The organism is Kothea flammea, from assembly GCF_052161645.1.
Taxonomy (GTDB): domain Bacteria; phylum Planctomycetota; class Planctomycetia; order Pirellulales; family Pirellulaceae; genus Laterigemmans.
The window spans coordinates 7,490,275-7,516,130 of the sequence record NZ_CP197414.1 but is presented as its reverse complement, the minus strand read 5'-3'; the positions used below and the strand labels follow the sequence as shown (position 1 = coordinate 7,516,130).

General features: G+C 54.7%; 20 protein-coding genes and 1 pseudogene. 5 read left to right on the top strand and 16 right to left on the bottom strand.

From position 1 onward, the window contains the following. Positions 1-99 precede the first annotated feature (99 nt). Both SH139x_RS28050 and trmB read right to left on the bottom strand, forming a co-directional pair. On the bottom strand, positions 100-996 hold the full coding sequence (locus SH139x_RS28050) for a DNA adenine methylase (RefSeq protein WP_488353022.1): 897 nt from the start codon (positions 994-996) through the stop codon (positions 100-102). After that, positions 993-1,637, bottom strand: a complete 645-nt coding sequence (gene trmB, locus SH139x_RS28045) for a tRNA (guanosine(46)-N7)-methyltransferase TrmB (RefSeq protein ID WP_488353021.1) — start codon at positions 1,635-1,637, stop codon at positions 993-995. The genes SH139x_RS28050 and trmB overlap by 4 nt, the downstream gene beginning before the upstream one ends. Before the next feature lie 227 nt (positions 1,638-1,864). Here trmB and hemE point away from each other — a divergent pair, with 227 nt between their 5' ends. Together hemE and SH139x_RS28035 are read left to right on the top strand one after the other, a co-directional pair. Further along, positions 1,865-3,805, top strand: a complete 1,941-nt coding sequence (gene hemE, locus SH139x_RS28040; protein WP_488353020.1) for a uroporphyrinogen decarboxylase — start codon at positions 1,865-1,867, stop codon at positions 3,803-3,805. 133 nt (positions 3,806-3,938) lie between these two features. Continuing rightward, a complete protein-coding gene (locus SH139x_RS28035; protein ID WP_488353019.1) occupies positions 3,939-5,309 on the top strand; it encodes a DUF5690 family protein in 1,371 nt (456 codons plus the stop codon). A gap of 302 nt (positions 5,310-5,611) precedes the next feature. Here SH139x_RS28035 and SH139x_RS28030 read toward each other — a convergent pair whose 3' ends face one another. Further along, positions 5,612-5,863 carry a hypothetical protein gene (locus SH139x_RS28030; protein WP_488353018.1) on the bottom strand — a complete coding sequence of 84 codons (252 nt, stop codon included), beginning with the start codon at positions 5,861-5,863 and terminating at the stop codon, positions 5,612-5,614. A gap of 165 nt (positions 5,864-6,028) precedes the next feature. Between SH139x_RS28030 and SH139x_RS28025 the strand changes: the two are divergent. Next, positions 6,029-6,202 (top strand): annotated as a pseudogene (locus SH139x_RS28025) (DUF1501 domain-containing protein); the annotation flags it as partial. A 124-nt stretch (positions 6,203-6,326) separates the two neighbouring features. Here the strand turns inward: SH139x_RS28025 and SH139x_RS28020 are convergent. The 4 genes from SH139x_RS28020 to SH139x_RS28005 form a co-directional block, all read right to left on the bottom strand. Next, positions 6,327-7,031 (bottom strand): WD40 repeat domain-containing protein, encoded by a 705-nt coding sequence (locus SH139x_RS28020; protein ID WP_488353017.1) that lies wholly within the window; start codon positions 7,029-7,031, stop codon positions 6,327-6,329. 75 nt (positions 7,032-7,106) lie between these two features. Beyond that, the gene (locus SH139x_RS28015) at positions 7,107-9,575 is read right to left on the bottom strand and encodes a protein kinase domain-containing protein (protein ID WP_488353016.1); all 2,469 of its coding nucleotides are present in this window, start codon (positions 9,573-9,575) and stop codon (positions 7,107-7,109) included. 430 nt (positions 9,576-10,005) lie between these two features. After that, complete coding sequence (locus SH139x_RS28010) at positions 10,006-10,611, bottom strand: RNA polymerase sigma factor (protein WP_488353015.1); 606 nt, start codon at positions 10,609-10,611, stop codon at positions 10,006-10,008. A 508-nt stretch (positions 10,612-11,119) separates the two neighbouring features. Next, positions 11,120-13,267: a sodium:solute symporter family protein gene (locus tag SH139x_RS28005; RefSeq protein WP_488353014.1), complete on the bottom strand. Its 2,148-nt coding sequence runs from the start codon at positions 13,265-13,267 to the stop codon at positions 11,120-11,122. Positions 13,268-13,424: 157 nt separating this feature from the next. On the opposite strand from SH139x_RS28005, the gene SH139x_RS28000 reads away from it, so the two are divergent. Both SH139x_RS28000 and SH139x_RS27995 read left to right on the top strand, forming a co-directional pair. Beyond that, positions 13,425-13,655, top strand: a complete 231-nt coding sequence (locus SH139x_RS28000) for a PLDc N-terminal domain-containing protein (RefSeq protein ID WP_488353013.1) — start codon at positions 13,425-13,427, stop codon at positions 13,653-13,655. Positions 13,656-13,706: 51 nt separating this feature from the next. Then, positions 13,707-15,755, top strand: a complete 2,049-nt coding sequence (locus SH139x_RS27995; protein WP_488353012.1) for a serine hydrolase — start codon at positions 13,707-13,709, stop codon at positions 15,753-15,755. Here the strand turns inward: SH139x_RS27995 and SH139x_RS27990 are convergent. The 9 genes from SH139x_RS27990 to bioD all read right to left on the bottom strand — a co-directional run bounded on the left by SH139x_RS27990 (position 15,742) and on the right by bioD (position 25,814). Then, positions 15,742-16,494, bottom strand: coding sequence for an MIP/aquaporin family protein (locus SH139x_RS27990; RefSeq protein ID WP_488353011.1), 753 nt, complete (start codon positions 16,492-16,494; stop codon positions 15,742-15,744). The two genes, SH139x_RS27995 and SH139x_RS27990, sit on opposite strands and share 14 nt — an antisense overlap. A gap of 43 nt (positions 16,495-16,537) precedes the next feature. Next, positions 16,538-18,157 (bottom strand): glycerol-3-phosphate dehydrogenase/oxidase, encoded by a 1,620-nt coding sequence (locus SH139x_RS27985; RefSeq protein WP_488353010.1) that lies wholly within the window; start codon positions 18,155-18,157, stop codon positions 16,538-16,540. After that, positions 18,157-19,650, bottom strand: coding sequence for a glycerol kinase GlpK (gene glpK / locus SH139x_RS27980; protein WP_488353009.1), 1,494 nt, complete (start codon positions 19,648-19,650; stop codon positions 18,157-18,159). The genes SH139x_RS27985 and glpK overlap by 1 nt, the downstream gene beginning before the upstream one ends. A 50-nt stretch (positions 19,651-19,700) precedes the next feature. After that, positions 19,701-21,812, bottom strand: a complete 2,112-nt coding sequence (locus tag SH139x_RS27975) for an ATP-dependent DNA helicase (protein WP_488353008.1) — start codon at positions 21,810-21,812, stop codon at positions 19,701-19,703. A 10-nt stretch (positions 21,813-21,822) separates the two neighbouring features. After that, on the bottom strand, positions 21,823-22,941 hold the full coding sequence (gene dprA / locus SH139x_RS27970; RefSeq protein ID WP_488353007.1) for a DNA-processing protein DprA: 1,119 nt from the start codon (positions 22,939-22,941) through the stop codon (positions 21,823-21,825). A 159-nt stretch (positions 22,942-23,100) separates the two neighbouring features. Next, entirely contained in the window at positions 23,101-23,634 is a 534-nt protein-coding gene (locus SH139x_RS27965) for a phosphatidylglycerophosphatase and protein-tyrosine phosphatase 1 family protein (RefSeq protein ID WP_488353006.1), read from the bottom strand. Between the two features lie 7 nt (positions 23,635-23,641). Then, positions 23,642-24,514, bottom strand: coding sequence for a hypothetical protein (locus SH139x_RS27960; RefSeq protein WP_488353005.1), 873 nt, complete (start codon positions 24,512-24,514; stop codon positions 23,642-23,644). Continuing rightward, the gene (gene aroH / locus SH139x_RS27955; protein ID WP_488356113.1) at positions 24,511-24,945 is read right to left on the bottom strand and encodes a chorismate mutase; all 435 of its coding nucleotides are present in this window, start codon (positions 24,943-24,945) and stop codon (positions 24,511-24,513) included. The genes SH139x_RS27960 and aroH overlap by 4 nt, the downstream gene beginning before the upstream one ends. Positions 24,946-25,091: 146 nt before the next feature. Further along, positions 25,092-25,814, bottom strand: coding sequence for a dethiobiotin synthase (bioD, locus tag SH139x_RS27950; RefSeq protein WP_488353004.1), 723 nt, complete (start codon positions 25,812-25,814; stop codon positions 25,092-25,094). Between the last annotated feature and the right edge of the window lie 42 nt (positions 25,815-25,856).

Sequence of the window (25,856 nt, the reverse complement as noted above, 5' to 3'; positions counted from 1 at the left end):
GTTCGCCTGCGGCTGACTGCTAAATGATGGTTCGCCTGCGGCTAACTGATAAATGATGGTACGCCTGCGGCTAACTGATAAATGATGGTACGCCTGCGGCTAACTGTTAAACGATGGTACGCCGTTTGTCTCTTCAGCCGCAAAGTTCATCCACAGGCACTCGCACTTTTTTTCTTTAACCTTGGCTCGACTGGCTTTGTTATCAATCAATTTATCTTCGCGACGCCAGCCATGTTTCTCGGCAAACTCGTCATACAACGAACAGCGATAGCCACTCAGCATGAACTTGCCGGCAACCTGAGCTAAGGTTTCCAGCAGCCGCTGATGGTGCTCCAGGTCCATCTCAAATTCATACGCGTTGACGGTGGATCGCGTCTCATGCACATAGGGTGGATCGCAATAAAACAACGTGTTTTCGCCGTCCTGCTTTTTGATCACCGTGCAGGCATCGTCATTGAGAATGACCACGTTCCGCAACCGCTGGTGAACTTCTTGCAAGCCCTCGACTGCAGTTAGATAGGAAGAGACTTGTTCGTTCATGCGACGTCGCGTGCGATTGCGAGACAACGTGGCAAAGCTTTTCGCAATCCCTTGGCGACACATGCGGGCACGAATAAAGAAGGCGGCGGCCGCTTCAACGGGATCGGTCGATTGCAAACGCGCTTCGCTCTCCTCCCATTCAATCTGGCTGAAAGGTGTCAGCTCGAGCACTTGGCGAAACTGCGGATACAACTCGGGATCGCGCAACACTTGCCAAAAGTTAGTAAGCTCGCGATTCACGTCGTTGACGACTTCGCTGCAGCCCTTCAGGAAAGAAGGCAGCAAACCGTCGGGAGTGAGCATCCAATCCAGTTCGGGATCGCGAGTCAACAGCACTGAGCCGCCGCCGAAGAATGGTTCCACATAATGCAGATGGGGCGGCATCAGGCCGATGATCCACTCTGCTAAATAATGTTTACCACCATGCCATTTAATTGGCTGGGTCAGTTTACTCACGATAATTTCCAGAAGATACGATAGACGGGAATCGCATGTTGGCGGCTGCGACGTTCAAAGTGTGTGCGATAATCGAGATCATGAGCCGCCTCGGCAGCCTCTTCCGGGATCGGCGGCCCCAGCTGGGGTGTGACTCGTGCCGCCGCTTCTAAAGCACTTTCAAAATATTCCAGCACATCGGTCCAGAAATGTAATGTTCCGTCCGGGATGAGGCTTTGCGTGGCGTGCCGCAAGAAGGTCTCGTTGATGACGCGACGTTTTTTGTGTTTTTTCTTCCACCACGGATCGGGGAAATAGACGTGCACGGCGGTCAATGAACCGGCGGGAATCCGTGAAGCAAAGACCGGCCCCGCGTCGCCGGCGGCCAGTTTGACATTTGCCCGACCCGCCTTGGCGACTCGCGCCGCCGCCGAATGTGCGTAAGGCCGGGCAATCTCGATCCCCAGGAAGTTGTGGTCACCGCGCTCTTCCGAAGCGGTTGCCAGGAATAGCCCTTTTCCTGAACCAACTTCGATCTCCAGCGGCGCGTCATTGCCGAACAGCGACTGACTGGTGACCTCCGCTGGCAATTCGTCACACTCCGTCAGAATACCGCTGATGTCTACTGGCTTACGAGGACGACGGACTTGGCGACGGGGCATGACGGCTCAGCGGGGGACGATTACTGACTGGGAAAGTTTAAAAAACTGGTCGATCTCCCGTCCAAGTTTCCAATCCCCAGTTTGTCGCACGCGGGCGATTCAGGCCAGTCCTGCTGATCGTGTGAACAGTTCGCGACCGGCACTTCCCCTGGAAACCGATATGCATCATCATAAAAGACGATTGTTCACTGCTGGCTGAATCCCTCCGACCCGTACGAAGAGCACCCATGGCAGTACCCGATTTTGGTGGTCTTCGCGTGGCCGCCCTAGAGAGCCGCAGGTCGGCCGATATGGCTCGGATGATCGAAAAATATCATGGCATTGCCTATGTCAGTCCTTCGATGCGAGAGGTTCCGCTGGAGCCAAATCGTCCCGCCATCGAATTCGCGTACCGCGTGATCACGGGCGAAGTCGGGGTCGTGATTTTGCTCACCGGGGTCGGTTTTCGCCAAATGTTGCGGGCCATCGAGCGTCACGTCGATGTTCCGCAATTCTTAGCCGCCCTGTCGGACATTACGACCGTCTGCCGCGGCCCCAAACCGGTGGCTGCGATGAAAGAGGTGGGCCTGACACCGACCCATCGCGTTCCCGAACCCAACACCTGGCGGGAGCTATTGAAAACGCTGGACAGTTTCGTCCCGTTGGCCAACCAAACCGTCGGGGTGCAAGAATATGGAATTACCAATACCAGCTTGGTTGCCGGGCTGGAGGCTCGCGGGGCGACCGTCGTGCCATTGCGAGTTTACACCTGGGATTTGCCCGAAGATTGCCAGCCGCTGGAAGAAAACGTTCGTCAATTGGCATCTGGTGCACGCGACGTATTGATGCTGACCTCGGCACATCAAGTCGTTAACATGCTGCGAGTCGCCGAGCAGTTGGGGATCGTCGATCAACTCCGTGATTGCTTGCGTCAAACGGTTGTCGCTTCGATCGGGCCGACCACTTCGGAAATGCTTTATGAGTCGGGACTGCCGGTTGATTTGGAGCCAGAGCATCCAAAAATGGGCCACTTAGTCGTTGATACGGCTCGCCGCAGTGCCGAATTAATTCGCCAAAAATCTCCCCAGCGAGCATCACAGCGGCTCGCTACTCCTTCACCCCAGTCGGTTGATCAGCCACAGATGAATGCCCCCGCGCACCCCTCCGAGCAAAGTTTATTCATGCGCGCATGTCGCGGTGAAGCCACTGAGCGGACACCGATCTGGTTAATGCGACAAGCTGGCAGGTACATGTCGGAGTACCGCGAAGTCCGCGCCCAAACCTCGTTCCTAGAGCTTTGTAAGAACCCACAGCTCTGCAGCGAAGTTATGTGCACAGCGGTGGACCGGTTGGGGGTGGATGCCGCGATCATCTTTTCCGACCTGTTACCAATTTTGGAACCGCTCGGCTTTGACTTGGAGTTTGTCAAAGGTGACGGTCCCGTGATCCATAACCCGTTACGCAGTATTGAGGATTTGCGTCGAGTCCGTGAATTGGAAGATGCCGACAGTCTTGATTTTGTCTATCAAACCGTCGCTCAAACCAGGCAAGATCTGCCAGCCACGATGCCGCTAATCGGTTTTTCTGGCTCACCTTTTACGCTCGCTAGTTACGCGATTGAAGGGGGCGGGAGTCGGCAATATCTGCACACCAAGCGGATGATGTACTCCGATCCGGCGAGCTGGCACGCCCTGATGGAATTGCTCAGCCGAGCGATCGTGACTTATGCGAACCGGCAAATCATGGCCGGCGCCCAGTGCATCCAACTGTTTGATTCTTGGGCCGGTTGCCTATCGCCGCATGACTATCAGCAATCGGTGCTGCCTCACATGGAGTCGATTCTGAGCGGAATTCTGCCCCACGTCCCCGTGATCAACTTTGCCACCGGAAACCCCGAACTATTGCCGTTGCTCAAGGGAGATCATCGGACCGTGGTCGGTGTCGATTGGCGCATTGAGTTGAATCGGGCTTGGGAACGCATTGGCTATGAGCGTCCCGTGCAGGGCAACCTTGACCCCACGGTGCTGTTGGCTTCGCCCGAAAGGATTTTCCAAGCTGCCGAGGCGGTCTTGCGATCGGCTGGTGGACGGCCGGGTCATATCTTCAACTTGGGGCATGGCGTGTTGCAGCACACCCCAGTCGAGAACGTAATCGAGTTGGTGAAATTCGTGCAAGACTTTCAGCACTAATTCTCATCAATCCTTAACACGAACAGGGTTTCCCGCGGCCGCTTCGGCTGTCATCCTGTAGCGGGAATTACGTGCTGGGCGAACGTAGCCGCGGAAGCTATCGGCCGCTCGTTGCTCTAACGACTGTTTGTTTATGACTACCTTGCCTGAACCCCTCGAGTCGCCAGTTGAACTCGTAGCCTCGCCGGCCGACATGGCGAGCAGTGGTTCAGGGGTGCAACGCTGGTTGTCGCAGACCAGCGGACCCATCTTTTCAGCATACTGCATCGCGGCTGCTTTCGGAACTTACTTTTGCATGTATGGCTTTCGCAAGCCATTTACGGCCGCAAGTTTTGAAGAATTCAGTTGGCTGGGTATTCAATTCAAAACGGTTTTGATTACTTCTCAAGTAGCCGGCTATACGCTTTCTAAATTCATCGGCATCAAAGTCGTTTCGGAAATTCGTCCCGCTTGGCGAGCCCCCGGCGTATTAGCTTTGATTGGCATTGCCGAATTGGCATTGCTGTTGTTTGCGGTCGTTCCTCCACCCTACAACATGATTTTCTTGTTCCTCAATGGCTTGCCTCTGGGGATCGTATTTGGACTGGTGCTATCTTTTTTGGAAGGGCGTCGCTTTACCGAAGCACTCTCCGCTGGTCTCTGCGCCAGTTTTATTGTCTCCTCTGGCGTGGTTAAATCGATTGGCAAATCGCTGGTGCAGCAATATCAAGTCAGTGAATTTTGGATGCCTTTTCTTGTCGGTTTAATGTTCGTGCCGCCGCTGTTGCTGTGCGTTTGGATGTTACGACAAATCCCTGCGCCAACCGCGGAGGATGTGGCTTTGCGGTCGGCACGTCAGCCCATGAATAAACAGTTGCGATGGTCGCTGTTTTGGCGACACCGCTGGGGCTTGTCGGGGCTCGTTGCCATCTACGTGTTGCTGACCATCGGGCGTAGTATCCGCGACGACTTTGGTGTTGAAATTTGGCAGGACTTGGGTTTTGAGAAAACGCCGAGTGTTTACGCTCGCTCTGAGACGCTGGTGATGTTTGGCGTAGTCTTTATTAATGGTCTGGCGATTTGCATTCGTTCCAACCGCAACGCGTTCCTGGGTGCGTTGGTCTTATTGGTTGGCGGTTTTGCAACGGTGATCGCCAGTCTGATATTGTACAGTTATGACTTAGTCAGCCCCTTCGCCTTCATGGTCTTGCTCGGCTTGGGTACCTATGTGCCTTACGTCGCTTTTCACACCACGGTGTTTGAGCGTTTTATCGCCGCCTTTCGCGAGCCGGGCAACATCGGCTATTTGATGTATTTGGCCGACGCAACCGGTTATTTGGCTTACGTGATGGTGATCATCGTTCGCAATTTGGCGACCGGAGAAATTGAATACCTGCAATTGTTAAACCGTGTTTCGGCGGCAATGGCTGTCGGTTCGATCGCGATCGCCGCCGGTTTATTGATCAGTTATTACCGCAAGGTGCCGCGAACTCCCCCGCCCGCCCAGGTCTCGCCTGACAATTAATCGCTCCGCCGCAACCACTCCCTGAGCCTGAAATGGAGTTATTGGATGTGGGCTGAGCCAAATCCAACCTATCGGAAAAACACCAGTCAAGGCATGCTTAAGTGGAGGAGACGATGCGTCTATCCCTATTCCTACTCATTTCGATTTAGTGCCGGAAGACAAGAGATCGTGAAAATTCCTAAAATTCATCTTGTGTCAATGGGAAAAAAACGCACGCGCCACAACTCAACAATGCCATTCACTCCCGTCCCTTTTGCTTTTGAATGGATTAAATAGTCCCTTCTTACGTGTTTCCCTTTTTTCTATTCAGCAACTCCAGGGAAATAATCCCCGGAGAGCGCGCCACCCAGGACGAGCACTATAAGAAGAGCGGCGATAAATAGAAAAACTGAAATCACGTAAACGACAGTAATGTTTTGTGCAGTCTGACGCATCCGGTCTGCCATCTGAGAAGGCGCCGCAAGGCCCGCAACCAAGCTCGCGCCGCCGAATGTCAGAAGAGAAAACAGTTGAGTCGAATTCCTCAATGCTCCTGGCTGATCAAATGTCATCACTCCGCGATTCTCAATGACCATGCTTGCGGTGACTTCGCCAGCCGGCACACAGGTCGCGCTGCGTGTAAGATACCGAATCGCACATTATGATGACAACCGTCGGTCCTTCGTTGACAGTGAGCCCGCAAACGCTAACTTCTCGGTGCGCATCTTGGTGTTCTCTCAGGGCGAAGTCAGCCGTTTGCAACGGCGACAGAGAGTCCGGTCACTCCGGCGAATTTAACGCATACCATATATGCAGCCATGGGAATCGATCCTTCGCAAACAATCATGAAACCGGATGCCCGCCCAATCACGCTGGGCGATTCATCAGCGGAAGTGATTAGCGTGTTGCTTTAGCGTAGCACCCGCTCGCATTCGGCACATATCTCGAACTGTGCACAATCATTGGAGTTAGTCGAACCTTTGCCCGCGTAAAATCCAACGACAAAAATCAATACCAATATCTATAACCAAGGATCAATTAGGGATTGTCGTCAGCAAGGGTGTAGCTTGGGGTAGCATCCCAAATCTTAATTGCGCCGCGAATATCAACCCCGACGAGACGCAGCCCGTCCGGACTCCAAGAAACTTTGCCAACTTCGTTGTTCATTGTTAAAACAATCGTGGTCTGAAACGTCTTCGTTTCCAAGACGCGAATAGTTTTGTCCCTGCTTGCTGTTGCCAGTCGCGGCAAACGCGGATTCCACGCAATATCGGTGATCTCATAACTGTGGCCGAGTAATTTATTGGCACGTTCCCAGGTCGCTGTATCCCAAATCTCGGTGACTTGGTCTCTACCACCAGTTGCCAGGCTTTTACCGTCGGGACTCCAAGCCACGGCAAGATTCGAACTGATCAGTGGAATGGGAAGCTCTCGTACAACCGTGCCGGTCTGCAGATCCACAATCGGAGTGTACGTATCAATGGTTGCAAGTGCCGCTTGCTTGCCATCAGGCGACAGTTGGAAATCTAAAATGCTTTGAAAAGGACCAGCTACTTTTCTTGGCGACGTGCCGGGGGAACTGGAGACATAGTACAAGTGTGCGGAGTCAGTGAAATAAATTCCATCCTCGTATCGATGCCACGCGAAAAATCGAAAGCTATTGCCAACTTCGATTGTTTCTGTATTGCCATCGCTTTCATTCTTGATCTGCAGTAGGCCACCGTTGCCATGTGCTTGCAGCAAGAGTTTGCCATCTCTCGACCAAACAGGGTTCTGCTTGCCCCTGACTAATTTCGGATTTGACACAAAGCTATTAGATCATGTGTCCCAGAAATAGGAATCACCGTCGTTCGAGGTTCCGAGGGTATCCATGCTGGGATGCCAATCCGCTGAGAGGTAAGGAGTTCTGGCCCCCCGCGACATGACGAAATACTCATTGATCGCAGGTTGCGTGAGAGAAAAAATTCTCAATTGGCCATACCAGTCTACGGAGGCAACCTCAGGTCGATGGGGGTGCCAAGACACTGCTCGAAGTTTTGTTTCGTGCCCTTGCAGCGAATCGCAGAGTCGCTTGCCATGAAAATCCCAAATGCGGACCCCGGAATCCCAGCCAGCAATCGCCAGGTAATCACCGTCTCCGGACCAGTCAACGCTGGCAATACCATCTGAAGATTGAAATAGTACGCTGCTATCGCCAGAATCTAGTTCCCAGAGCTTTGCCGTTCCATCGATACTCGCCGAGGCAATATTCTGACCACCAGGATGCCGTGCGATTGAAAGGATATAGGCGGAGTGCAGATCTTTGCGATCGATAACCTCCCAGTTTTCCGTATCAAAGATTACGATCGCATATCTTTCGTGTTGCTGTCCCAAAGACGTAGCGAAGTACTTTCCATCAGGAGAGTAACCTGTCTCCCGCGTGTGGTGACCGATGCCGTCCAAGAATATTTTTCTAATGCTTCCCGTGACCAAATCTAGAACTTGAATCGCATCTTCTTCGTCGCCATAGCCATTGGAGAAAAAAGTAACTTCCTGGTCATTTGGATGCCAACTGACCGAACCTAAACCATTTCCATATTCAACCGTCCGAACGAGTCGCCGCTGCTTCCAATCCCATATGCGTAAAGACTTATCCTCCGAGGTCACGGCTAGAAGATTTCCGCTATGGCTAAATCGCAAGGCGATAATAATCCCTTGGTTTTTTGGAAGTCGCAGAATTTCCTTACCAGACTTACTATCCAGGATCAAAACCTGATCGGTGAGCGATACCGCCAAGGCAGTGCCGTCAGGAGTGTAATCAATACCGAATGAGATTGGTGGCGAGCGTGAATTGTCAGGGGATTTTAAGTCGATCACCCGCCTTTCTCGTCGAGAGAATGCATTCAGAAAATGCCATTCCCAGCCTCGAAAATCCTCCTCATTAGCAGTTGGGGTCCACCTGCCAAGGAAATCTCGAATGCGGATAACGCTGGTATTCGACTCCAAATTCATCGAAACAAGATTGGTCTCCAGAAAATACAAGCTGCGACGAGCCTCTTTCTCGGCCTTTTGGGCCTTTTGCGCTAGCGCAGTCTGTTCGTCGGCCATATTGCTAAATTTAAAAGCTAGAGACATGCCAATCAGTCCGGCGGAAAAAGAGCCGATAACAACAATTGCTATCATTGTGGCAAGCCCCGTATTTCGCTTCGCCCACAACCAGAGTCGCTCGCTACCGCCAACGTGCCGGCCTAGAATTTCTCGACCGGCAAGAAAGCGCTCAAGATCCTCCTTCAGCGCGGCTGCTGTTGAATATCTGTGCTGAGGCTCTTTAGCCATTGCCTTTAAGACAATGGTTTGAAGATCAATTGGAATGCAAGGGTCAATGGAACGCGGTGTGCGAGGCTGCGAATTCTTTATCTGCTCCAGCAGCAATAAGTCGTCATTGGCGGTAAAAGCGTGAGTCAAAGTGAGCAGCTCATACATCGTCGCTCCGAGGGAGTAGATATCGCTGCGTGCATCGGCCAAACCGCCAAAACGCTCAGGTGACATGTAACGCAGGGTACCCGGGGCTTCTGTCGTTTTGGTTAATCCTTTGTCTTGCCACTTTGCGATCCCAAAATCGGTTAGCCATACTCCCCCCTGTGCATCAATGATCAAGTTGGCGGGTTTGACGTCACGGTGGACTATTCCTCGCTCATGAGCATGCTGCAATGCACTGGCTGCCTGACGTCCAACGTCCGAGACAAAACGATAGTGAGATTGGTTTGAGTCAGTGGACCACAGCGGTGACGGCTTCAGGAGCGGTTTGTCGAGTAGTAGATTTTCGCCGGAGTTGTGCGTGGAAATTGAACCATCGGATGTGCTTCGTTGGGGGCGCGTTTCATTGTTGGCCGTTGTCGCAACAGTGCTCACTGACGCCTTGGAGCGAGAACGCTTGATTTCTTCTCGAACCTCATTGAGACCCTTTCCGGCAATGAGTTGCATCGCGTAGTAGAACGTGTTGTTTTCAAATCTTCCTGACTCGAACACGGGAACGATATTAGTGTGGTTTAAGCTGGCGGCCGCCGCAGCCTCGCGTTGAAAGCGGGCGGCAACGTTCGGGGCATGGAGCTGGCTCGTTGGCAAAAGTTTTAAAGCAACCCTGCGGCCCAGCGAGAGCTGTTCGGCTTCGTAAACAACTCCCATGCCGCCACGGCCGATTTCCCGAATAAGTCGGTAGTCGCCCAAACGCTGCCAAGTGTCGGGGTCAATAGGGGAATCTTCAAGCTTGGATGGTCGACGTGAACTTTCAAGCCAACTGGGGGCCAAGGGTGCCGGTAGTTGCTGAGGCGTATCAGCACATTGGCGCAGCGAAGCACCTACTTGATTCGCCTGTGTTTCGAGTGCCAGGAGGCTGAGGTGGCAAAGCGAGCAAATCGTTGCGTCATCAACAGAGGCGTCTTTGAACGCTTGATTCAGCAGACATTGCTCGGAGTTTACATCAGTGCATTTCATAATCTTTGAGTATTTTCTCATCAATTTCTGCCAGCTAGTTGACCCGCCGATATCCGAGATTCATTGCCGTCACGCTTCCTGAAAATGTGAACAGAATGAACGACTTGCACGCTATCTAAATGAAACCGCGTTACGAGAAAACGGAAAGACTTGCTTGGTTGCGAGAGTTTTGCGTGAATAGTCGAGCGCACGGCCCGGTCTTTGTAGTAGGATTGGACCATCGCCGTGTGGTGCGGGGGCTGCTCTAAGCATCGAGCACTTCGCGAAATCGTTTGAGTACTCGCAATTTCGCTTGCCGAATGGCCCCGGGTTTCATATTGAGGTCGGCGGCGATATCCTCCGTCGCGTGGCCTTCGACGGCAGATCGCCAAAACGCTGTCCAAGTATTCCCTTGGAAGTCTTGCTTGATGAGGTCGGCCGCGCTACGGATGACCTGCGATTCAGTTTGAGGATCTGGCTCGATTTCTTCGATCGCCTCTTCATTTAATGCCCAATCAGGAACTGCTAGCATCTGATTTTGTGCATCAGTCCCCCCGCTTGCAATTCCATGATGCCGAGCTCGTTTGCGATACCAGCCTCGAACCTCATTTCGCGTGATCGTCCACAGCCACCCTCGAAACGAATCACTAGGAGTCGCTTTTTTAAATCGGGGCAAATTGGTCGATACAAGCTGAAATACGCTCTGCACGAGATCGGCGGCGTCTTCTTCTTTCAGTCCTCCACGCCTTGCCCAGCTTAGAACGAGCGGAGCATAAATCTCATACATTTTTTGCCAAGCATCAGCCGCGTTGCAGCGAGCTTGCTCGATCAAACTGATCGAGGTGTCGGAAGTATCTTCGTTAATCGCCATAAACTAACCATATTCCAGCCCCATCCACATGAACGCTACGTGTTGGCCTGAACAGGCTTTATTGATGCCAGCTATCGGATAACGCGCGCCCCAGCACATTTGCCGAACAGAATTTGGATGTCATGAGTGGCCAGCTCGCCAGCGGACGAAAAATTCGCAAGTGAATTCTATCAAACCAGTCAGCCAAAAGCCATAGCTCGGAATTTTCGCGTAACGCCAAACCATTCAGCTGTGTGGGGTCGAAGGTTGTGGCAGTACGAGTGCCGCCTGAGGTTGGGCGTCGACTGGTTCCATCGACTTCCGATCTGATGTCCAGTTTCAAACGACTTCAGGCACACGGCTCATCGAGCATGAATGTAAAACGGAAAAACGGCAGTTTAATCGTAAAATGGCTGTCTGCGTGTTTCGCCTGCGACTTACAGGCACGGCGTCGACTTGTTATGGACGGTGCACGACCATGTTTCGATGCCGCTAAAATGCTGACGGAACTACCACCGATGAAGATGATTCAACTGCTGCCAATCTGGGCAAGTTCTATTAGCATAGCGATTACGACCACGCATACCAATATTGAAACCAGTACGCCGATGACATCTTTGCGTTTTGGTTTGAGGATTTCCAGTTCGGAATTTGGAAACAGCCGGCGATCGTTGAACCGCTTTGGATCGGCATAGGAGGCGGCCAAGTTCTGGCGATCAACGAGTGGATCGGGGTGAACTTCGGTCTTCATCTTTACATAATAGCGATCGAGCGTTTGTTGACTATTTCTGCGGGTCAGAAAGCTGGCGAGAATCAAAACTAAGAAGGGTGTTAGCACGCGGGGTGGTAAACGTAAGGTCTCGATTGTGGCCTTTGAGGCTCCGGCTAAATCGATTCCCAAGTAATGGTAAATCAAGAAATCAAGGTTAAAACTCCCCTGCCCTTGGAAGTCTCCCCGTCTGCGCTGAATTAGAACTAACGTGTTTCCTTCGCTATATTGGTTTATCGTCTCCAAGGTTGTCGGTCCTTGGCTGGTTAATTCTTCGCTCCAGAAGATCGGTTGGCCTCCGCGTTGAGTCACCACTTGGATCTGCTCGCCAATCACTGCCCGCGGTGGCGCGGTTCCCAGTCGCTTGATTAGCGCTTGGTCATCATTCTCGACGGCTTGTTGGTGAACCGCCTGCCAAGCTTCATAGCGTGCTACATCGGCGGCGGTCGCCTCGCGGGTGGTCGTTCTGGTTACCAAGTGCGTCGCTACCGAAAAGTTTTGATTGCTTCTGAGGTCGGGAGCGATCGCTGGTAATAAATTTGGCAAGAGAAAGAAGGTTAGCAGTGAAAACGTCAGCGTCAGCCAGACGGCCGTGCGGTTGGCTCGCCTCCAATACATGCCGACCCAGAAGGGAGCCGCAAAGAGGATCGGCAATTCGACCGCGAATTTGAATTGACCAAAGACATCGGACATAGTAACGGCCACGAGCGCGGCACCGATGATGATGATCAGCCCGGTCAGCCGACCGACCAAGACGTAAGTTTTTTCGCTGGCATCGGAGTTGATGAATGCCGCGTAGACGTTGCGAGTTACCAACGCGGAAGTAACAATCATGTAAGCATCCGCGGAACTCATCATGGCCGCCATCAAGCAGGCTAGCATCAATCCGACTAACCCCAGTTTAAGCGGACCCAAGATCTCCCTTGCAGCCACCCCCCAAACTCGGTCGGGATCGGCCGCGATCTCTACGTTACCCGCCAGCAGGGCCAAGGCGATCAGCGCGGTTAACGCCCATCCCACGGTGCATAGTCGCTTGAGGAAATTACCCACGACCAAACCAATCCTGGCTTCATCTTCACTTTTGGCCGATCCACCACCGGTGGCAATAAAGTGTGGCTGCACAACGATGCCGACCAGGGCCAAGATGCTGAGCGAAATAATGTATTGGACTGGGAATTCGCCCGCGCTCGGTCCTGCGAACAGGCTGAAATAATCCGCCGAAACCCGCTCGTGCAAAATCCGGAAGCCATCCATCATGCCCATCGTGGAGGGATCACCGTAAGCTTTGACCAAGGCCAGCAAGCCAAACGGAAGCAATAGGACTGATAGCAAAATAATGAACACCCCTTGAATCAAGTCGGTGTAATAGGCCGCTTTGAGGCCACCCAGCACGCCGTAAGCGATCACGATCAGGGCCAAGCCGGGTACGAGTACGTACTTCAGCTCCATCCCCAGCAAGGAATCAACGCCCATTAGCGGAGCGGCGAATTTGGCAATCGCCGACAGCATCGTGGAAAGGTAAAAAGCGTAGAAAAAAATCGCAAATAAAGCATATGCGGCACCCAGTGTCCGGGATTCATAACGCTCCACAAACCAATCGCCCAACGTGAGATGACGCATACGGCGATACCAAACGGCGACGATCCAATAGACGGGTGTTACGAACAGCCACATCAGGGCCGACCAGACGCCACTCAGACCACTAGTCCAGACGGTCCTGCCCACGGTCACCGGCTCGTGAGCCCCCGTACCAGCTCCAAAGGCGGCAAAGGTTTGCAGCAATTTGCCAAAACCACGGCTGCCCATGAAATACTCTTCTTGCCCCCGCACGCCTCGCATCGCCCACAGTCCGATGCCGATCATCCCGGCGAAATAACAGCCGAGCACCACGTAGTCCGCCCAATGCATATCGGTTCCCTCGAAAGAATATTCGCCCATAAAAACAGGCTGCGACTGATGGCATACCGCCGATTCCCCAGCGATTTAGCAAAGCTGCTAAAATTGAATGCCGAGCTTGAAGCCTAACAGCTTACCCTCTTTCTCCCTCACCAGGGGCGACGCTTTCATGAATGAATTTCACGCGATATTTTTCTTTATTTGGCTCTGTTTTATCCTGTTCGGCCTCGTGCTCGCGATCTTTTGGGTATGGGCGATCATCGATTGCGCTACCAAAGAGTCTTCCGAGGGGAATGACAAACTAGTTTGGATTCTGGTCATCATCTTCGCCAGTTGGATCGGTGCGCTTGTTTACGTCTTGGTCAGAAGGCCCAAGCGGATTCAAGATTTTGGCAGATAGCGTGTGGTGCCGAGCGGATGATGATGAGTACTTCCTTCAGGATTGATTGATATGTTATCTTTGCGCAGCCTAGTGTTTGGGGTGTTACTAAGTTTGTTCTGCTGCTGTTTTCTCCACAGCACGTTGCTGGCTGCTGACCCGGCAAGTGACGACCTGGAGCTGGCTAAAAAACTGTCGCCAATGATCGCCGCGCATGATGGCCAAGTCGCCGTGGCAGTCAAGCATCTATCCAGCGGTAAGCAGTTTTTGCATCGCGCCGACGCGGTGATGCCGACGGCCAGCTTAATTAAACTGCCCGTGATGATTGAAGCTTATCGACAAGCCACCGCGGGGCAACTCAACCTGGATGATTTGTTAACGCTCGAGGAAGCAGACAAAGTTCCCGGGTCGGGGATTTTGACATCGCATTTCAGCGGCGGCACCCGTTGCAGCTTGCGAGATGCGATCCGCTTGATGATTGTCTATTCCGATAACACGGCGACTAATTTGGTCATTGATAAAATAGGCATGCAACAAACTGCCGAAACGATGACCAAGTTGGGATACCCGGAAACTCAACTGCATTCAAAGGTATATCGAGGGAGCAGTTCGATATCTCCAGAGCGGAGTCAGAAGTATGGTTTGGGCAGCACGCGCTGCAGTGATATGCTGCAATTGCTGGAAAGTATCGACCGCAAAGAGCTAATCTCGGCCGACGCTTGTGAGGCGATGCTGGATCATTTGTTAGCCTGTGATGATCGTAGCAAGCTCGCCAGGCAGTTGCCCAGTAACGTACCGTTCGCTCACAAAACGGGTGCGTTGTCGGCGGTGCGGACCGATGCGGGGTTAATCTTTAGCCCGGCGGGATCAATCGCCATTTGCGTATTGACCGCCCAAAATGCTGATCAAAGCTGGGGCGATGAGAACGCGGCCGAGTTGTTATGTGGTCGGATTGGCCGAGTGGTTTTCGATCATTTCAATCCTTCGGCAACCGCTGATTCCCAAGCCGATGCGACGCGCCCACTTACTCAAGGCGATTTGGGGCCACTGGTGGAAGCCTTGCAGCGGACGCTGAATCGCCAAGCGGATGCTGGCTTGAACGTTGATGGCGATTTCGGTCCCGCCACCCTGGCTGCCGTCAAGCGGTTTCAGGAAAAGAAGAATTTGGAAGTCAGCGGGACCGTCGACATCTTAACATGGCAAGCCCTCGGTCCGTTGGTGATGACGGCCGAAGCTGTGCCTACGCCGGCTGAGATTAACTCTCAAGTGCTCTCCCGGCAGCCAGCCGACACATTGGCCGGGCCGCCGATCGTGGGCTGTCAAGCGTGGACTATTGTGGATGAAGAAACAGGTCAAGTGCTATGGTCCCAGGAAGCGGATCGTAAACTACATCCAGCTAGCACCACAAAAATTATGACGGCCGTCGTGATCTTGCAAATGTGCCAGGAAAATCCCTCCTGGCTCGATGAGAGGCTAACATTTTCAAAACGAGCTGATGCCACTCGTGGCTCGACGGCTGGAGTTGGGCAGGGAGAATCATTGAGTGTGCGAGATTGTCTTTATGGATTGTTGTTACCCTCTGGAAACGACGCCGCCGTGGCCCTGGCCGAGCACTTTGGTGAGCACTTGCTGGCTTCCCCTGAATACTCCGCTTTGCCCGATATCTCGGATCCCTTCGACCGCTTTATCGCTGAGATGAACCGAACGGCCAGTCGTTTGGGATTGGCAGAAACCACTTACCGCAATCCCCATGGCATGACAGATTCTGAGCATTTGACCACGGCCAACGAATTGGCCCAGCTGACCCGCGAGGCTCGCCGGTACCCCTTGTTCCGCCAGCTCGTGGCGACTCGCCAATATGGTTGCCAATTGCTTGGTGCCGGCGGCTACACCCGCAACGTCATGTGGGAGAATACTAACGATTTGTTGCCCATCGAGGGCTTTAGCGGAGTTAAGACGGGGACCACCAGTGCTGCCGGAGCTTGCTTAGTCGCCAGTGGCGAATCTGAGCAGCAAGCGCTGATCGTCGTGGTGCTCAAGGCGAATTCTTCGCGGGGCCGGTATGTCGATGCTCGCAATTTATTTCGCTGGGCTTACAGCGAGTTGCTTAGGGAGAAGTAATCAGCAAGCGGAAGGTAAGCGCGGCCAGCGTGGCACCAGCTAGCGGGCCGATAATCGGAACCCAAGCATATCGCCAATCGCTGTCCCGTTTGCCGACAATTGGCAACAGGGCATGAACAATGCGAGGTCCCAAATCTCGGGCGGGATTGATCGCGTAGCCAGTCGTTCCACCTAGCGATAAACCAATCCCAAAAACCAGCATTCCGACCGGCAATAGTCCTAAGGTTCCCAAGCCGAGTTGCGGCAGGTCGGTGTTTGCCGCCGACATTGCAATGCTCGGATCGACCATCAGAAAAATCGGTAAGATTAACACGTAAGTACCAATCAGCTCGCACAGAAACGCCTGTCCATAATTGCGGATATTGGGAGCGGTGCAAAAGCAAGCCAATTGACCATCGGGATCTTTACTCTCTTTGAAATGCTCGCGATAGAAAAGGTAAACCAGCACCGCGCCAACCATCGCACCAGCCATTTGGCTGAGTACGTAACCGGCCGCGTCGGCTGGTGTCAGTCGATCGGCCAACAGCATTGCCAGGCTGACCGCTGGGTTGATGTGAGCGCCGCTGTACTGCTGACTGCAGAAGGCTCCGATGAAAACTGCGATCCCCCAGCCGGCGGCAATCACGATCCAGCCGCCGTTATTCCCTTTGGTGCGCGGGAGCACGACGTTGGCCACCACACCATTGCCAAAAAGAATCAGCAGCGCCGTGCCAATAAACTCGGCCATATATGCATTCATGATCAGCTCTAATCTTCTTACTTGATGGATTGCAACGTCGAAATCACAGTTGATACTGTGCCGCCAATTTTTGAAATTCAGTAATTTGATTCGCTTCCCAAGTGGCATCCATCCCCAGTTCCCGAGCCATGATCTGGGCAACCTGGGGAGCGATTGAGGCGGCCAGGCGAGCGTTGAGGAAAAGGTATCGCGTTCGTCTCGCCAACACGTCCTCGACGCTGCGGGCCAGCTCATGGCGAACCGCCCACACAACTTCTGCTCCCCGCAGCGAATATTCGTCCCCCGCTAAGCCAAGGCCGTTGCCGTTGTCAGCGACGCATAGTCTATCCGCCAGTTCGGGCGTCGTGGCGGCTAGGCGTTCAATCTCAGCGAAATCGCTGCCGTAGATGCTGCTGCCTGCCTGCTCAGCGGTCACGTCGTTTGCCCCGTGAAGCTTTAGATTTTCAGTACGACAGGGGCGATCTGGTAACCTGCTTGCTTGAATCGCCCGGTTTACACAGTCCTCGCCCATTTTGCGAGCCGTCGTCCATTTGCCACCGGTGATTGTTAGCATGCCAGACTCCGAGCTGAAGATCGAATGGTCTCGGGACAGTTGGGAGGTGCTTGGTCGATCCCGATTGGCAGCTTCCCCTTTGCCGACCAAGGGGCGAATGCCGGTAAACACGCTGAGCACGTCCTCGCGGGTCGGTCGCGGGGACAGGTATTCGCCCGCCGTGGAGAGCAGAAATTCGATTTCCTCGGGAAGGGCTTGAGGCTCTAGAACAGCGGCTGAAATGGGCGTATCGGTCGTGCCAATTAACACATGCCGATGCCAGGGAATCATGAAAATGACACGCCCGTCGCTGGTCTTGGGGACGATCACCGCGGTTTGGCCGGGCAGAAACCGCTGAGGTAATACCAAATGCACACCTTGGCTGGCAGCGACCAGCGGGGTGCTCTCTGCTTGGTCAAGCTTTCGCACCGAGTCGCAGAAGGGGCCGGTGGCGTTAATGATGCAACGGGATGCCAGTTGATAGGTTCGCCCCGTTTCGATATCGCTGAAGGTCACTCCCGCAGCTTTACCATGCTGATCTTTTTGAATCTTGTCGACGCGAGCATAGTTCAGTGCCAATGCCCCTTGCTCAACCGCCGTTTGGATCATGTTGATCAACAGTCGGCTGTCATCAAACTGTCCGTCCGAGTACAGCACGCCGCCGCTGGCCCGCTCGCTCCGCAACGTGGGGACCGCAGTTAGGCAAGCCTTTTGCGAGGTAATGCGAGATCTGCGAAAACCACTTCGTCCTGACAGTAAATCATAAACTTTAAAACCAATTCCATACCACAAACGTTCCCAGAGATTCGCGCAAGGGACGACGAATGACATCTCCTGGACGACGTGAGGCGCGTTGTTGCGCAGTCGAGTTCGTTCTTTCAGCGCATCCCGGACCAACGCGATATTTCCCTGGGCCAAATACCGTACACCTCCGTGCACCAGCTTTGTTGAACGGCTGGAAGTACCTTTGCCAAAGTCATGTTGTTCGAGTAGAGCGACCTTAAAACCGCGCGCGGCGGCATCGAGAGCGACACTCGCTCCGGTGGCGCCCCCGCCGATAATCACCATGTCGAGCGGTGAGGCGAGGTTAGTGATATGGTCCAGCGTTTGTTGACGTGATCGGATCGACATTACTCAGGTTTTTCCCAGGCTCGCGAGCGTTCCAGCGCTTCTCCCCAGCGGCTTCTTCGTTGCGCGGCTTCGGCCGCTGGCATGCGCGGTTCGAATATGCGTTCGGATTGCCAAACGGACTCGATTTCATCATACGTCTTCCAAAACCCCACGGCCAAACCGGCAAAGAAGGCAGCCCCCAGCGCCGTGGTCTCAATCACTTGTGGGCGGACGACGGGTGCTTGCAAGATATCTGCTTGAAACTGCATTAGCATGTCGTTAGCGGATGCTCCACCGTCGACTCGCAGCTCATGAATGTTGATCCCCGAGTCTTGTTGCATGGCGGTCAGCACATCGGCGACTTGAAAGGCAATGCCCTCCAGTGCGGCTCGCGCCAGATGGGCTGCCGAGGTTCCCCGCGTCAGTCCGACGATCGTGCCCCGCGCGTAAGCATCCCAGTGGGGTGCGCCCAAACCGGCAAATGCTGGTACCAGATAAACACCTTCGCTGTCGGTGACTTGGGCCGCCAGGGTCTCCACTTCCGCGGAGGTCTTGATAATTCCCAAGCCGTCACGCAACCACTGGACAGCCGCCCCGGCGATAAACACGCTCCCCTCGAGGGCATAATTCTTGCCGCCGGGAGTTTGCCAAGCGACGCTGGTCAGCAACTGTTGCGTTGACCTCAGCGGTGTCTCGCCCACGTTCATCAGCATGAAGCAGCCTGTGCCATAAGTATTTTTCGCCATCCCATGGCGGGTGCAGTTTTGGCCAAACAGGGCCGCTTGTTGATCGCCCGCGGCACCTCCCAGGGTGATGGGCGCACCGAACAACTCGCTGGCTGATTGTCCGTAGACTTCGCTGGTCTGACGGATTTCCGGTAAGACTGTGGCCGGTATCTGGAGCAAGTCGAGCAGCTCCGAGTCCCATTGGCCCGTTTCCAAATTCATCAACATGGTACGGGACGCGTTGCTGATGTCGGTGAGATGTAGTTGGCCCCCGCTGAGATTCCATAGTAGCCAACTATCAATCGTGCCAAAGGCCAATTCGCCCGCCTCCGCTTGCTGCCGAGCGTCTGGGACGTTATCCAGCAACCAACGCAGTTTGGTGCCGGCAAAGTAGGCGTCGATCACTAAGCCTGTTTTGGCGGAGACCATGTTGGTGTGTCCCTCCCGTCGCAATTGATCGCAGAAACCGGCTGTCCTGCGATCTTGCCACACGATTGCCCGATGGATCGGCTTCCCTGTGCGACGATTCCAAACGACCGCGGTTTCACGTTGGTTGGTGATTCCGATGGCCGCCACGTCGGCAGCTTTTAAGCCAGTTTTCTCGAGCACTTCGTGGGCCACGGTCAATTGCGAGTTCCAGATTTCTTCGGCATCGTGTTCGACCCAGCCACCTTGCGGATAGAACTGCTCAAATTCACGCTGAGCGACTCCCAGCGATTTGCCGGCGTGATCAAAGAGGATGGCTCGAGAACTGGTTGTCCCTTGATCGAGGGCCATGATAGCGCGCATTGTGATGGAATCCAGCGAAGGTGGGGAGATGAGGAGGAACGTGTAAGATTTTACTCTTGGATAAGATCGCAGTCGGGGAGGGACTCGATAAAGATACGTCCGTAGTATTTCGATTGGATGCGGGGATCGAGGATCACGACGCGCCCCGTATCGTGAGCGGTGCGGATCAGACGTCCGAAACCTTGTCGCAGTTTGATCACCGCTTCGGGTAATTGATAGTCGCGGAAGGGGTTGCCGCCGGCCGCCCGGATTGCCTCCAAACGCGCTTCGAGCAGCGGTTGATCGGGTACCGAAAATGGCAATTTGGTGATGATCACGTTTTGCAACGCATCGCCCGGCACATCTACGCCTTGCCAGAAACTATCGGTTCCTAACAGCACGCCGCGGGGCTGTTGGCGAAAGGCTTCTAAGATTTGCGTTCGCGTTTGCTCGCCGGCTTGCGAATAAAGTTCATACTGATGATCAATCAACCAGGGCATCAAAGCTTGGGCCGTGCGGCGGAGTAGATCATAGCTGGTAAACAAGATAAAAGCGTGTCCGTCCGTAGCCGTGACGTGTCGCTTGATCGGTTCGATCAAACTCTGCTCGAAGGCCGCCCGTTGTTGTGATGGATCGGGCAGCCCGCCGACCACGACTAACTTTGCTTGCCGGCGATAATCAAAGGGGCTGCCAACTTGTAGAGACTGCCCGCCCGACAAGCCGATGCGGGAACGGAAAAAGTCAAAGTTTTGCCGTTTCCCCACTGCCAAAGTAGCACTGGTCATAATCACCGATTTGACTTCACCGAACAAAATATCTCGTAAGGTGGCTCCCACATCGATCGGGGCCGCGGCCAAGCTGACTCGATCAAGGCCTCGTCGCGAACCCGTTTTTTCCAACCAAAAAACGGCAGCGTCTAACTCTTGGCCGATCCACTGGCGGATGCCGCCGGCGAGTGAAAGCAAACGATCGGCGGCGGAGGTAAAGTCTTTACGGATTGATTCGTTGGTTTGCGTGTCGCCAAATTTCTGTAAACCGCGGGAGAGTATTTCCAATTGGTCGCTGAGTTCGTTTTCGACAATCCCAGCTTCCAGTACGCGGCCGTTGGGGCTGCCCGAGCGTTCCCACCAATCGAGCAGGTCGGCAAAAAAGTTGCTCGACGCATAGCGACAGATGTCGACTTGACGTCGTAATTGTTTAAGATCGTGGCGGACTAACAAACCTTTATCAGTTCGATCGTTATGAAGTTTATTCAGCGTGTATTCGATCTGAGTATTCGATAGACGCAGACCCAAGTAATCGCCAGCAACTTGCTCCACGGTATGACATTCGTCGAGAATTACCGCGTCATAGTCTGGTAAAAACCCAGCTCCATCACGTCGCAGGGCGAGGTCGCTGAAAAAGAGGGCATGGTTGACAACCAGAATTTCGGCATTTTGCGCTCGTCCGCGGGCTTGGTAATAATGGCATTTTTTAAAATGTTCACAGCGGCGTCCGAGGCAATTTGAACTGTCGCTTTGCACTTCATCCCATAGCGAACTATCGGGCATGCTTGGTAATGAACTGCGACTGCCGTCGGTGGTTGTTTTGGCCCAGGTCGTCAACATCTTCAGTTGGCGATGTTGAATCTCATTGGGGAGCAAGCTGACCGCTCGTTCGGCCGTGTTCTGCAATCGCCGCAGTGAGACATAATTGTTGCGCCCTTTCACCAACACGGCGGCGAATTCGCGGGGGATGACCGCATTGAGCAGGGGCAAGTCTTTGGCGATCAGTTGTTCCTGCAAGGCGATCGTGTGGGTGGAAATGATCACCCTGCGTTTGCGGGGCGGTTTGTCGTCACCCGAGGTTGACTCTTCGTCAGACTCATAGCCATGGTGATTGGATGATTTATCGCCATTTTCATCACCATTCTCGCGGCGGGACGGGGGCGGATCGTCAGCCGTTTCGCTTTGGTCAGCGGTGGCAAAGAGCACAGCGGGAACCAGGTAGGCAAAACTTTTGCCAGTTCCCGTGCCAGCTTCGGCGACTAGGTGCTGTTCATCCTGAAGCGCACGCGCCACCGCGGCCGCCATTTCCAGTTGTTGTGGACGATGTTCGTAGTGTTTCAGCCGTTTGGCGATGCGGCCAGCGGGGCCGAGAATGGCGTTAACATCGAGTTCAACGGGTTCGGCGGGGCTACTCACAAGGTTGACTCTAAATTCGTGCCACGTACTGACCGCTCAGGCGTCGGATCAAGTGCCTCATTTCTAACACGCTGATCGTGGAAAGGACACGGTGGATAGGTAATCCGCAAGCTCGCGTGATGGCGTCGATCGATGTGGCCTCGCAGGCCACGGCTTCGAGCACCGTCCGTTCCTGGTCGTTGAGCAACAGTTCGCCCGGTTGTCGCAGCGAGTGCCCATCTTCGGTTTGAATTGTGGCGGTGGCTGGGCCGAGGTGTTCGAGAATATCGTCGCCGCAGGTCACCAGTTGGGCGCCATCGCGAATCAAACGATGGCAACCCTTGGAGACGCGGCTGTTCACCGGGCCGGGCAACGCAAAGACTTCACGCCCCTGTTCGCCGGCATGTCGGGCCGTGATCAGCGAACCGCTGCGGTCGGCCGCTTCGATCACCAGCACCCCGAGCGACAGCCCGCTGATTAAGCGATTGCGTTGCGGGAACATCGAGCCGCGAGGCTGGCTGAGTGGCGGATATTCGGAAAGCAAAGCGCCCGATCCACTTACCGACTCCGCGAGTTCGGCATGTTCCGGCGGATAAAGCCGGCCCAGCCCGCCTCCCAAAACGGCGATCGTGCGGCCGCCGACATCCAAGGCTCCGCGGTGGGCTGCCGCATCGATGCCGCGAGCCAAACCTGAGACGATGGTGACACCGGCCCGGGCTAATTCGCGAGCGATCCGGCCCGCTTCGCGAATTCCATAATTGGTCGCGTGGCGAGAACCTACGATGGCGATCGCCAAGGAATCGGTAGGCTGAATTTCCCCGCGGACAAACAGCACGGGGGGCGCATCGGGCAAACTGGTGAGACTTTGCGGATAAGCTTTTTCATCGTGCGTGACAATCTCCACGCGATTGCCGTCGCACCACTTGACCACTTCTTGAGCTTCCTCGGTGGAGCCCGCTTGGCGAATCGCGGCGACCAATTTAGGCCCCAGACGCGGTAGTTCGGCGAGTTTTTCCGGACTGGCCGCCAAGGCAGCCGAAGCGGAATGAAAATGGTCGAGCAACGTGGTCAACGTGCGGGGACCAATGCCCGGCGTGAGGGCCAACCGCAACAGGCTCAGCTTCTCTCCCGATAGCTCGGAAACGATCATTGAATGACTCCTTTGGCAATGATTCCGGCAGGCACCAGTAATTTTCGGCTGGCAGCAATGTGGACAGTCGCGCACGCTTTGGCAGTTGGCAAAGCGCGATCGCAGGCTTTGTTTTAAGCGAGTGGTGCGTGAGAAGCTACCCTGGGGGCGACATCTGTACTAGTTTTCCAGTTCGGCCACAAATTGTTGCACCACCGGTCGCTGGGTTAGCCTGGGATTGATGTGGGGCCGTTTTTCCAACAGCAAAGCTTGAGCCGCTTGGGGTGTCATGCCGCGATACTTTATCAGCCAGCACAAGGCGACCGTGGCGCTGCGAGCGCGTCCCGCTTTGCAATGGATATAGACCGTGTCACCAGCCTTCACGTGACGCTCGACGAACTCCACCGCCAACTTGACATCTTCCAAACGCGGGTGAGTAAAGTCGGTAGTGGGGATTCTCAAATGTTCGATCCCGGCCGCTTCATAGCGAAGTTGAGGGCCGGAATATTCTTCGCAGGTATTCACCACACCGCGAACACCTTCGGCAATCAAGCGGGGAACATCGCGAGCGAACGGATAGGCACCCACGATGACTTGCGAGTCGATGCGGTCGGACCAATTGCGAAGCTTGAGCACTCGCCCCAACAGATAATTCCACCACAGCGTGGGCGCCCAAACCAGGCGGGCGTAGAGGCGTTGCCAAGAAGGTCGCATGGACTCGTCATCCCATCATTTTGTCGAGCGCCTTAATGGCGATCGGGAGAGGTAATTGTTGTTGCTGCATTTCCTGCCACCATTTCAGCAGTGGATCGACATCTTCCAGGTCCGCCCACAACTGGGCGGCCGCCGCCAAGCGGGATTCGCTGGCTTCACAGACGCCCAATTCGGCTCCCGCTGCCAACACGATCGGCACCAACGCCAAAGCCGCCGCGTGCCGCCAACGCTCGGGGTCCTCGAGGTGAGTTTGATTGCCCTGGTCAACACCTTTGCGAGCCACCAGCCAAGCGATCCGCAACGTTTCGGGGATGGTGGGTTCGGGGTGCGCCAAGACCGCTTCGAGCCAGACCGCGGGGGCCTCTTCCAACAGTCCGCCGCCACCGCCGCTGACCGGCTGCAGCAAGTGCACGGTCGTTTTGGGCGGAATCAAGGTATCGACCGTGCGGTGGGCGATTTGGCGCAACGTGCCCGGACCGGTCGCTTCCCAAAGCTCCTTCAGGGGCCGAGCTCGCAGCGGCAATTGATCGGCCAACTTGGGGAACCGTTCCCGAAACGCCAAGCGAGCGTCTGCTAATCGCCCGCTGACAACGGGAGAGAGCGAATCGATGCCCAGTTCCGCACAGCCGGCGGCCAGCAGCGAGCGCTCAATACGGGCCAGCTCAACCCGCGCGGTATCATGGCCAGCGGGACCAGCGACCAGCGACTGCCAAAACTTGCCAACGCTCAGCTCGGCCAATTCCAACCGCTCATTGATCACGGCAGCCGGTTCGCGAACAGCCGCTTCGAGTTTTTCATCAATCGTTGCCCCGGTGGTGGCCACGACAGCGATGGCGTGCAAAAAACTTAAATCCGGATCGGTCTTGAAAACCAATTTCATGATTGCTCTTGGTCGTTGCGCATTTGCTCGGCGATCCAACGTTCCAGCTCGTCCAGATCGGCGGGAGGCAGGGTACACAAATCGGGTCGCAAACGCACCGCATCGCGCATGTAAACATGTTGGATGTCGCTGGCCGGGAGCCGCGTGTTCCAGTGAATTAGAATCCGCACGCAGTGGGGTAACGAACCGTCCACGGAGACTTCGTAGCCGCAGAGCAAGGGCACGTGCAGCCAACCCATCTGCCGAGCCGCCAGAGCCGGAAATTCAGCGTCGAGATCTTTGGTGACCGTAAAGATCGCGCTGCACACATCGGCCGGATCGATTCCGTTACGACGAATCATTAAAGCCAATAACTGCCGCGTTCCCTTGAGAATCGGCTCTCGCTCGTTGGCCTCGATCGTGGTCGCACCGCGGACTCCGCGGCACATCATCTCAGACATCCTGGCTCCTCTTGCTGGGCTGATTTATTGCTGGCCTGACTTACTGTTGAATTATCGACAATAAATTATCGACAAACTATCTTCTCGGCGTTTCGTGCGTTCGAGCAAGCGTCATTGGTGGTTACTCATGGTCGTCATCAATCGTGGGAGTATACCAACCCACCGCCATGCTCCAAGGCAGCCACCAGCGGCGGTCGACAATAGCGACGAATCGCGGCTCCGTTAGTGGTGGCTGAATCGTCGCTCGCCGCGGTTGCCTGATTAAGCACAATGCCGGCAACTGGCAAACCAAAATGCTCGGCGGCGATCACCGTTAAGCGGGTGTGATTGATGACCCCCAGCCGATTGGCGGCGACGATTAACAGGTCAGCATTTAACTGCTGAGCAAATTCAGCGTTGGAGAGATCGTCGGCCAGCGGGCTGAGTAGACCACCCGCCCCTTCGACGATCAACAGCTGACAACGTTCCCGCCACCAATGGGCCCCGGCCAACATTTGAGCCGTGTCGACTCGCCGCCCTTCCAACGCGGCCGCCGCGGGGGGGGCCAGCGGTGCGGAGAAACATTGGGGGCACACATCTGCCAAAGTTTCCGGACTGTCGGCCGCTCGCCAGAGGGCCACCGCATCGTCGCTCAGCCACTCGCCGCTGGCGGTTTGCCGGCAACCACTGGCTACGGGCTTGTAAACTCCCACGCGAATCCCCAAACTGCGGAGTTCTTTGGCCAAAACCGCCGCGACGTACGTCTTACCTATATCGGTGTCGGTACCAGTGACGAACAATGGCCGTTGGCAAGAGAGTTGAAACGAGTCGGTTAGCTGAATCTCGGCTAACTGCTGTTTGTTCTGCTGATTGTTGTTCATTCGTTCTCCGCGAAAATAAACCCGCTCACGAAAATACTCTAC

Bases quoted from the DNA above. Each gene is read 5' to 3' on its own strand.
- trmB (WP_488353021.1), bottom strand. From the start codon at position 1,637: ATGCCCCGTCGCCAAGTCCGTCGTCCTCGTAAGCCAGTAGACATCAGC.
- hemE (WP_488353020.1), top strand. From the start codon at position 1,865: ATGGCAGTACCCGATTTTGGTGGTCTTCGCGTGGCCGCCCTAGAGAGC.
- SH139x_RS28035 (WP_488353019.1), top strand. From the start codon at position 3,939: ATGACTACCTTGCCTGAACCCCTCGAGTCGCCAGTTGAACTCGTAGCC.
- SH139x_RS28010 (WP_488353015.1), bottom strand. From the start codon at position 10,611: ATGGCGATTAACGAAGATACTTCCGACACCTCGATCAGTTTGATCGAG.
- SH139x_RS28005 (WP_488353014.1), bottom strand. From the start codon at position 13,267: ATGCATTGGGCGGACTACGTGGTGCTCGGCTGTTATTTCGCCGGGATG.
- SH139x_RS28000 (WP_488353013.1), top strand. From the start codon at position 13,425: ATGAATGAATTTCACGCGATATTTTTCTTTATTTGGCTCTGTTTTATC.
- SH139x_RS27995 (WP_488353012.1), top strand. From the start codon at position 13,707: ATGTTATCTTTGCGCAGCCTAGTGTTTGGGGTGTTACTAAGTTTGTTC.
- SH139x_RS27990 (WP_488353011.1), bottom strand. From the start codon at position 16,494: ATGAATGCATATATGGCCGAGTTTATTGGCACGGCGCTGCTGATTCTT.
- SH139x_RS27985 (WP_488353010.1), bottom strand. From the start codon at position 18,157: ATGTCGATCCGATCACGTCAACAAACGCTGGACCATATCACTAACCTC.
- glpK (WP_488353009.1), bottom strand. From the start codon at position 19,650: ATGCGCGCTATCATGGCCCTCGATCAAGGGACAACCAGTTCTCGAGCC.
- dprA (WP_488353007.1), bottom strand. From the start codon at position 22,941: ATGATCGTTTCCGAGCTATCGGGAGAGAAGCTGAGCCTGTTGCGGTTG.
- SH139x_RS27965 (WP_488353006.1), bottom strand. From the start codon at position 23,634: ATGCGACCTTCTTGGCAACGCCTCTACGCCCGCCTGGTTTGGGCGCCC.
- SH139x_RS27960 (WP_488353005.1), bottom strand. From the start codon at position 24,514: ATGAAATTGGTTTTCAAGACCGATCCGGATTTAAGTTTTTTGCACGCC.
- aroH (WP_488356113.1), bottom strand. From the start codon at position 24,945: ATGATGTGCCGCGGAGTCCGCGGTGCGACCACGATCGAGGCCAACGAG.
- bioD (WP_488353004.1), bottom strand. From the start codon at position 25,814: ATGAACAACAATCAGCAGAACAAACAGCAGTTAGCCGAGATTCAGCTA.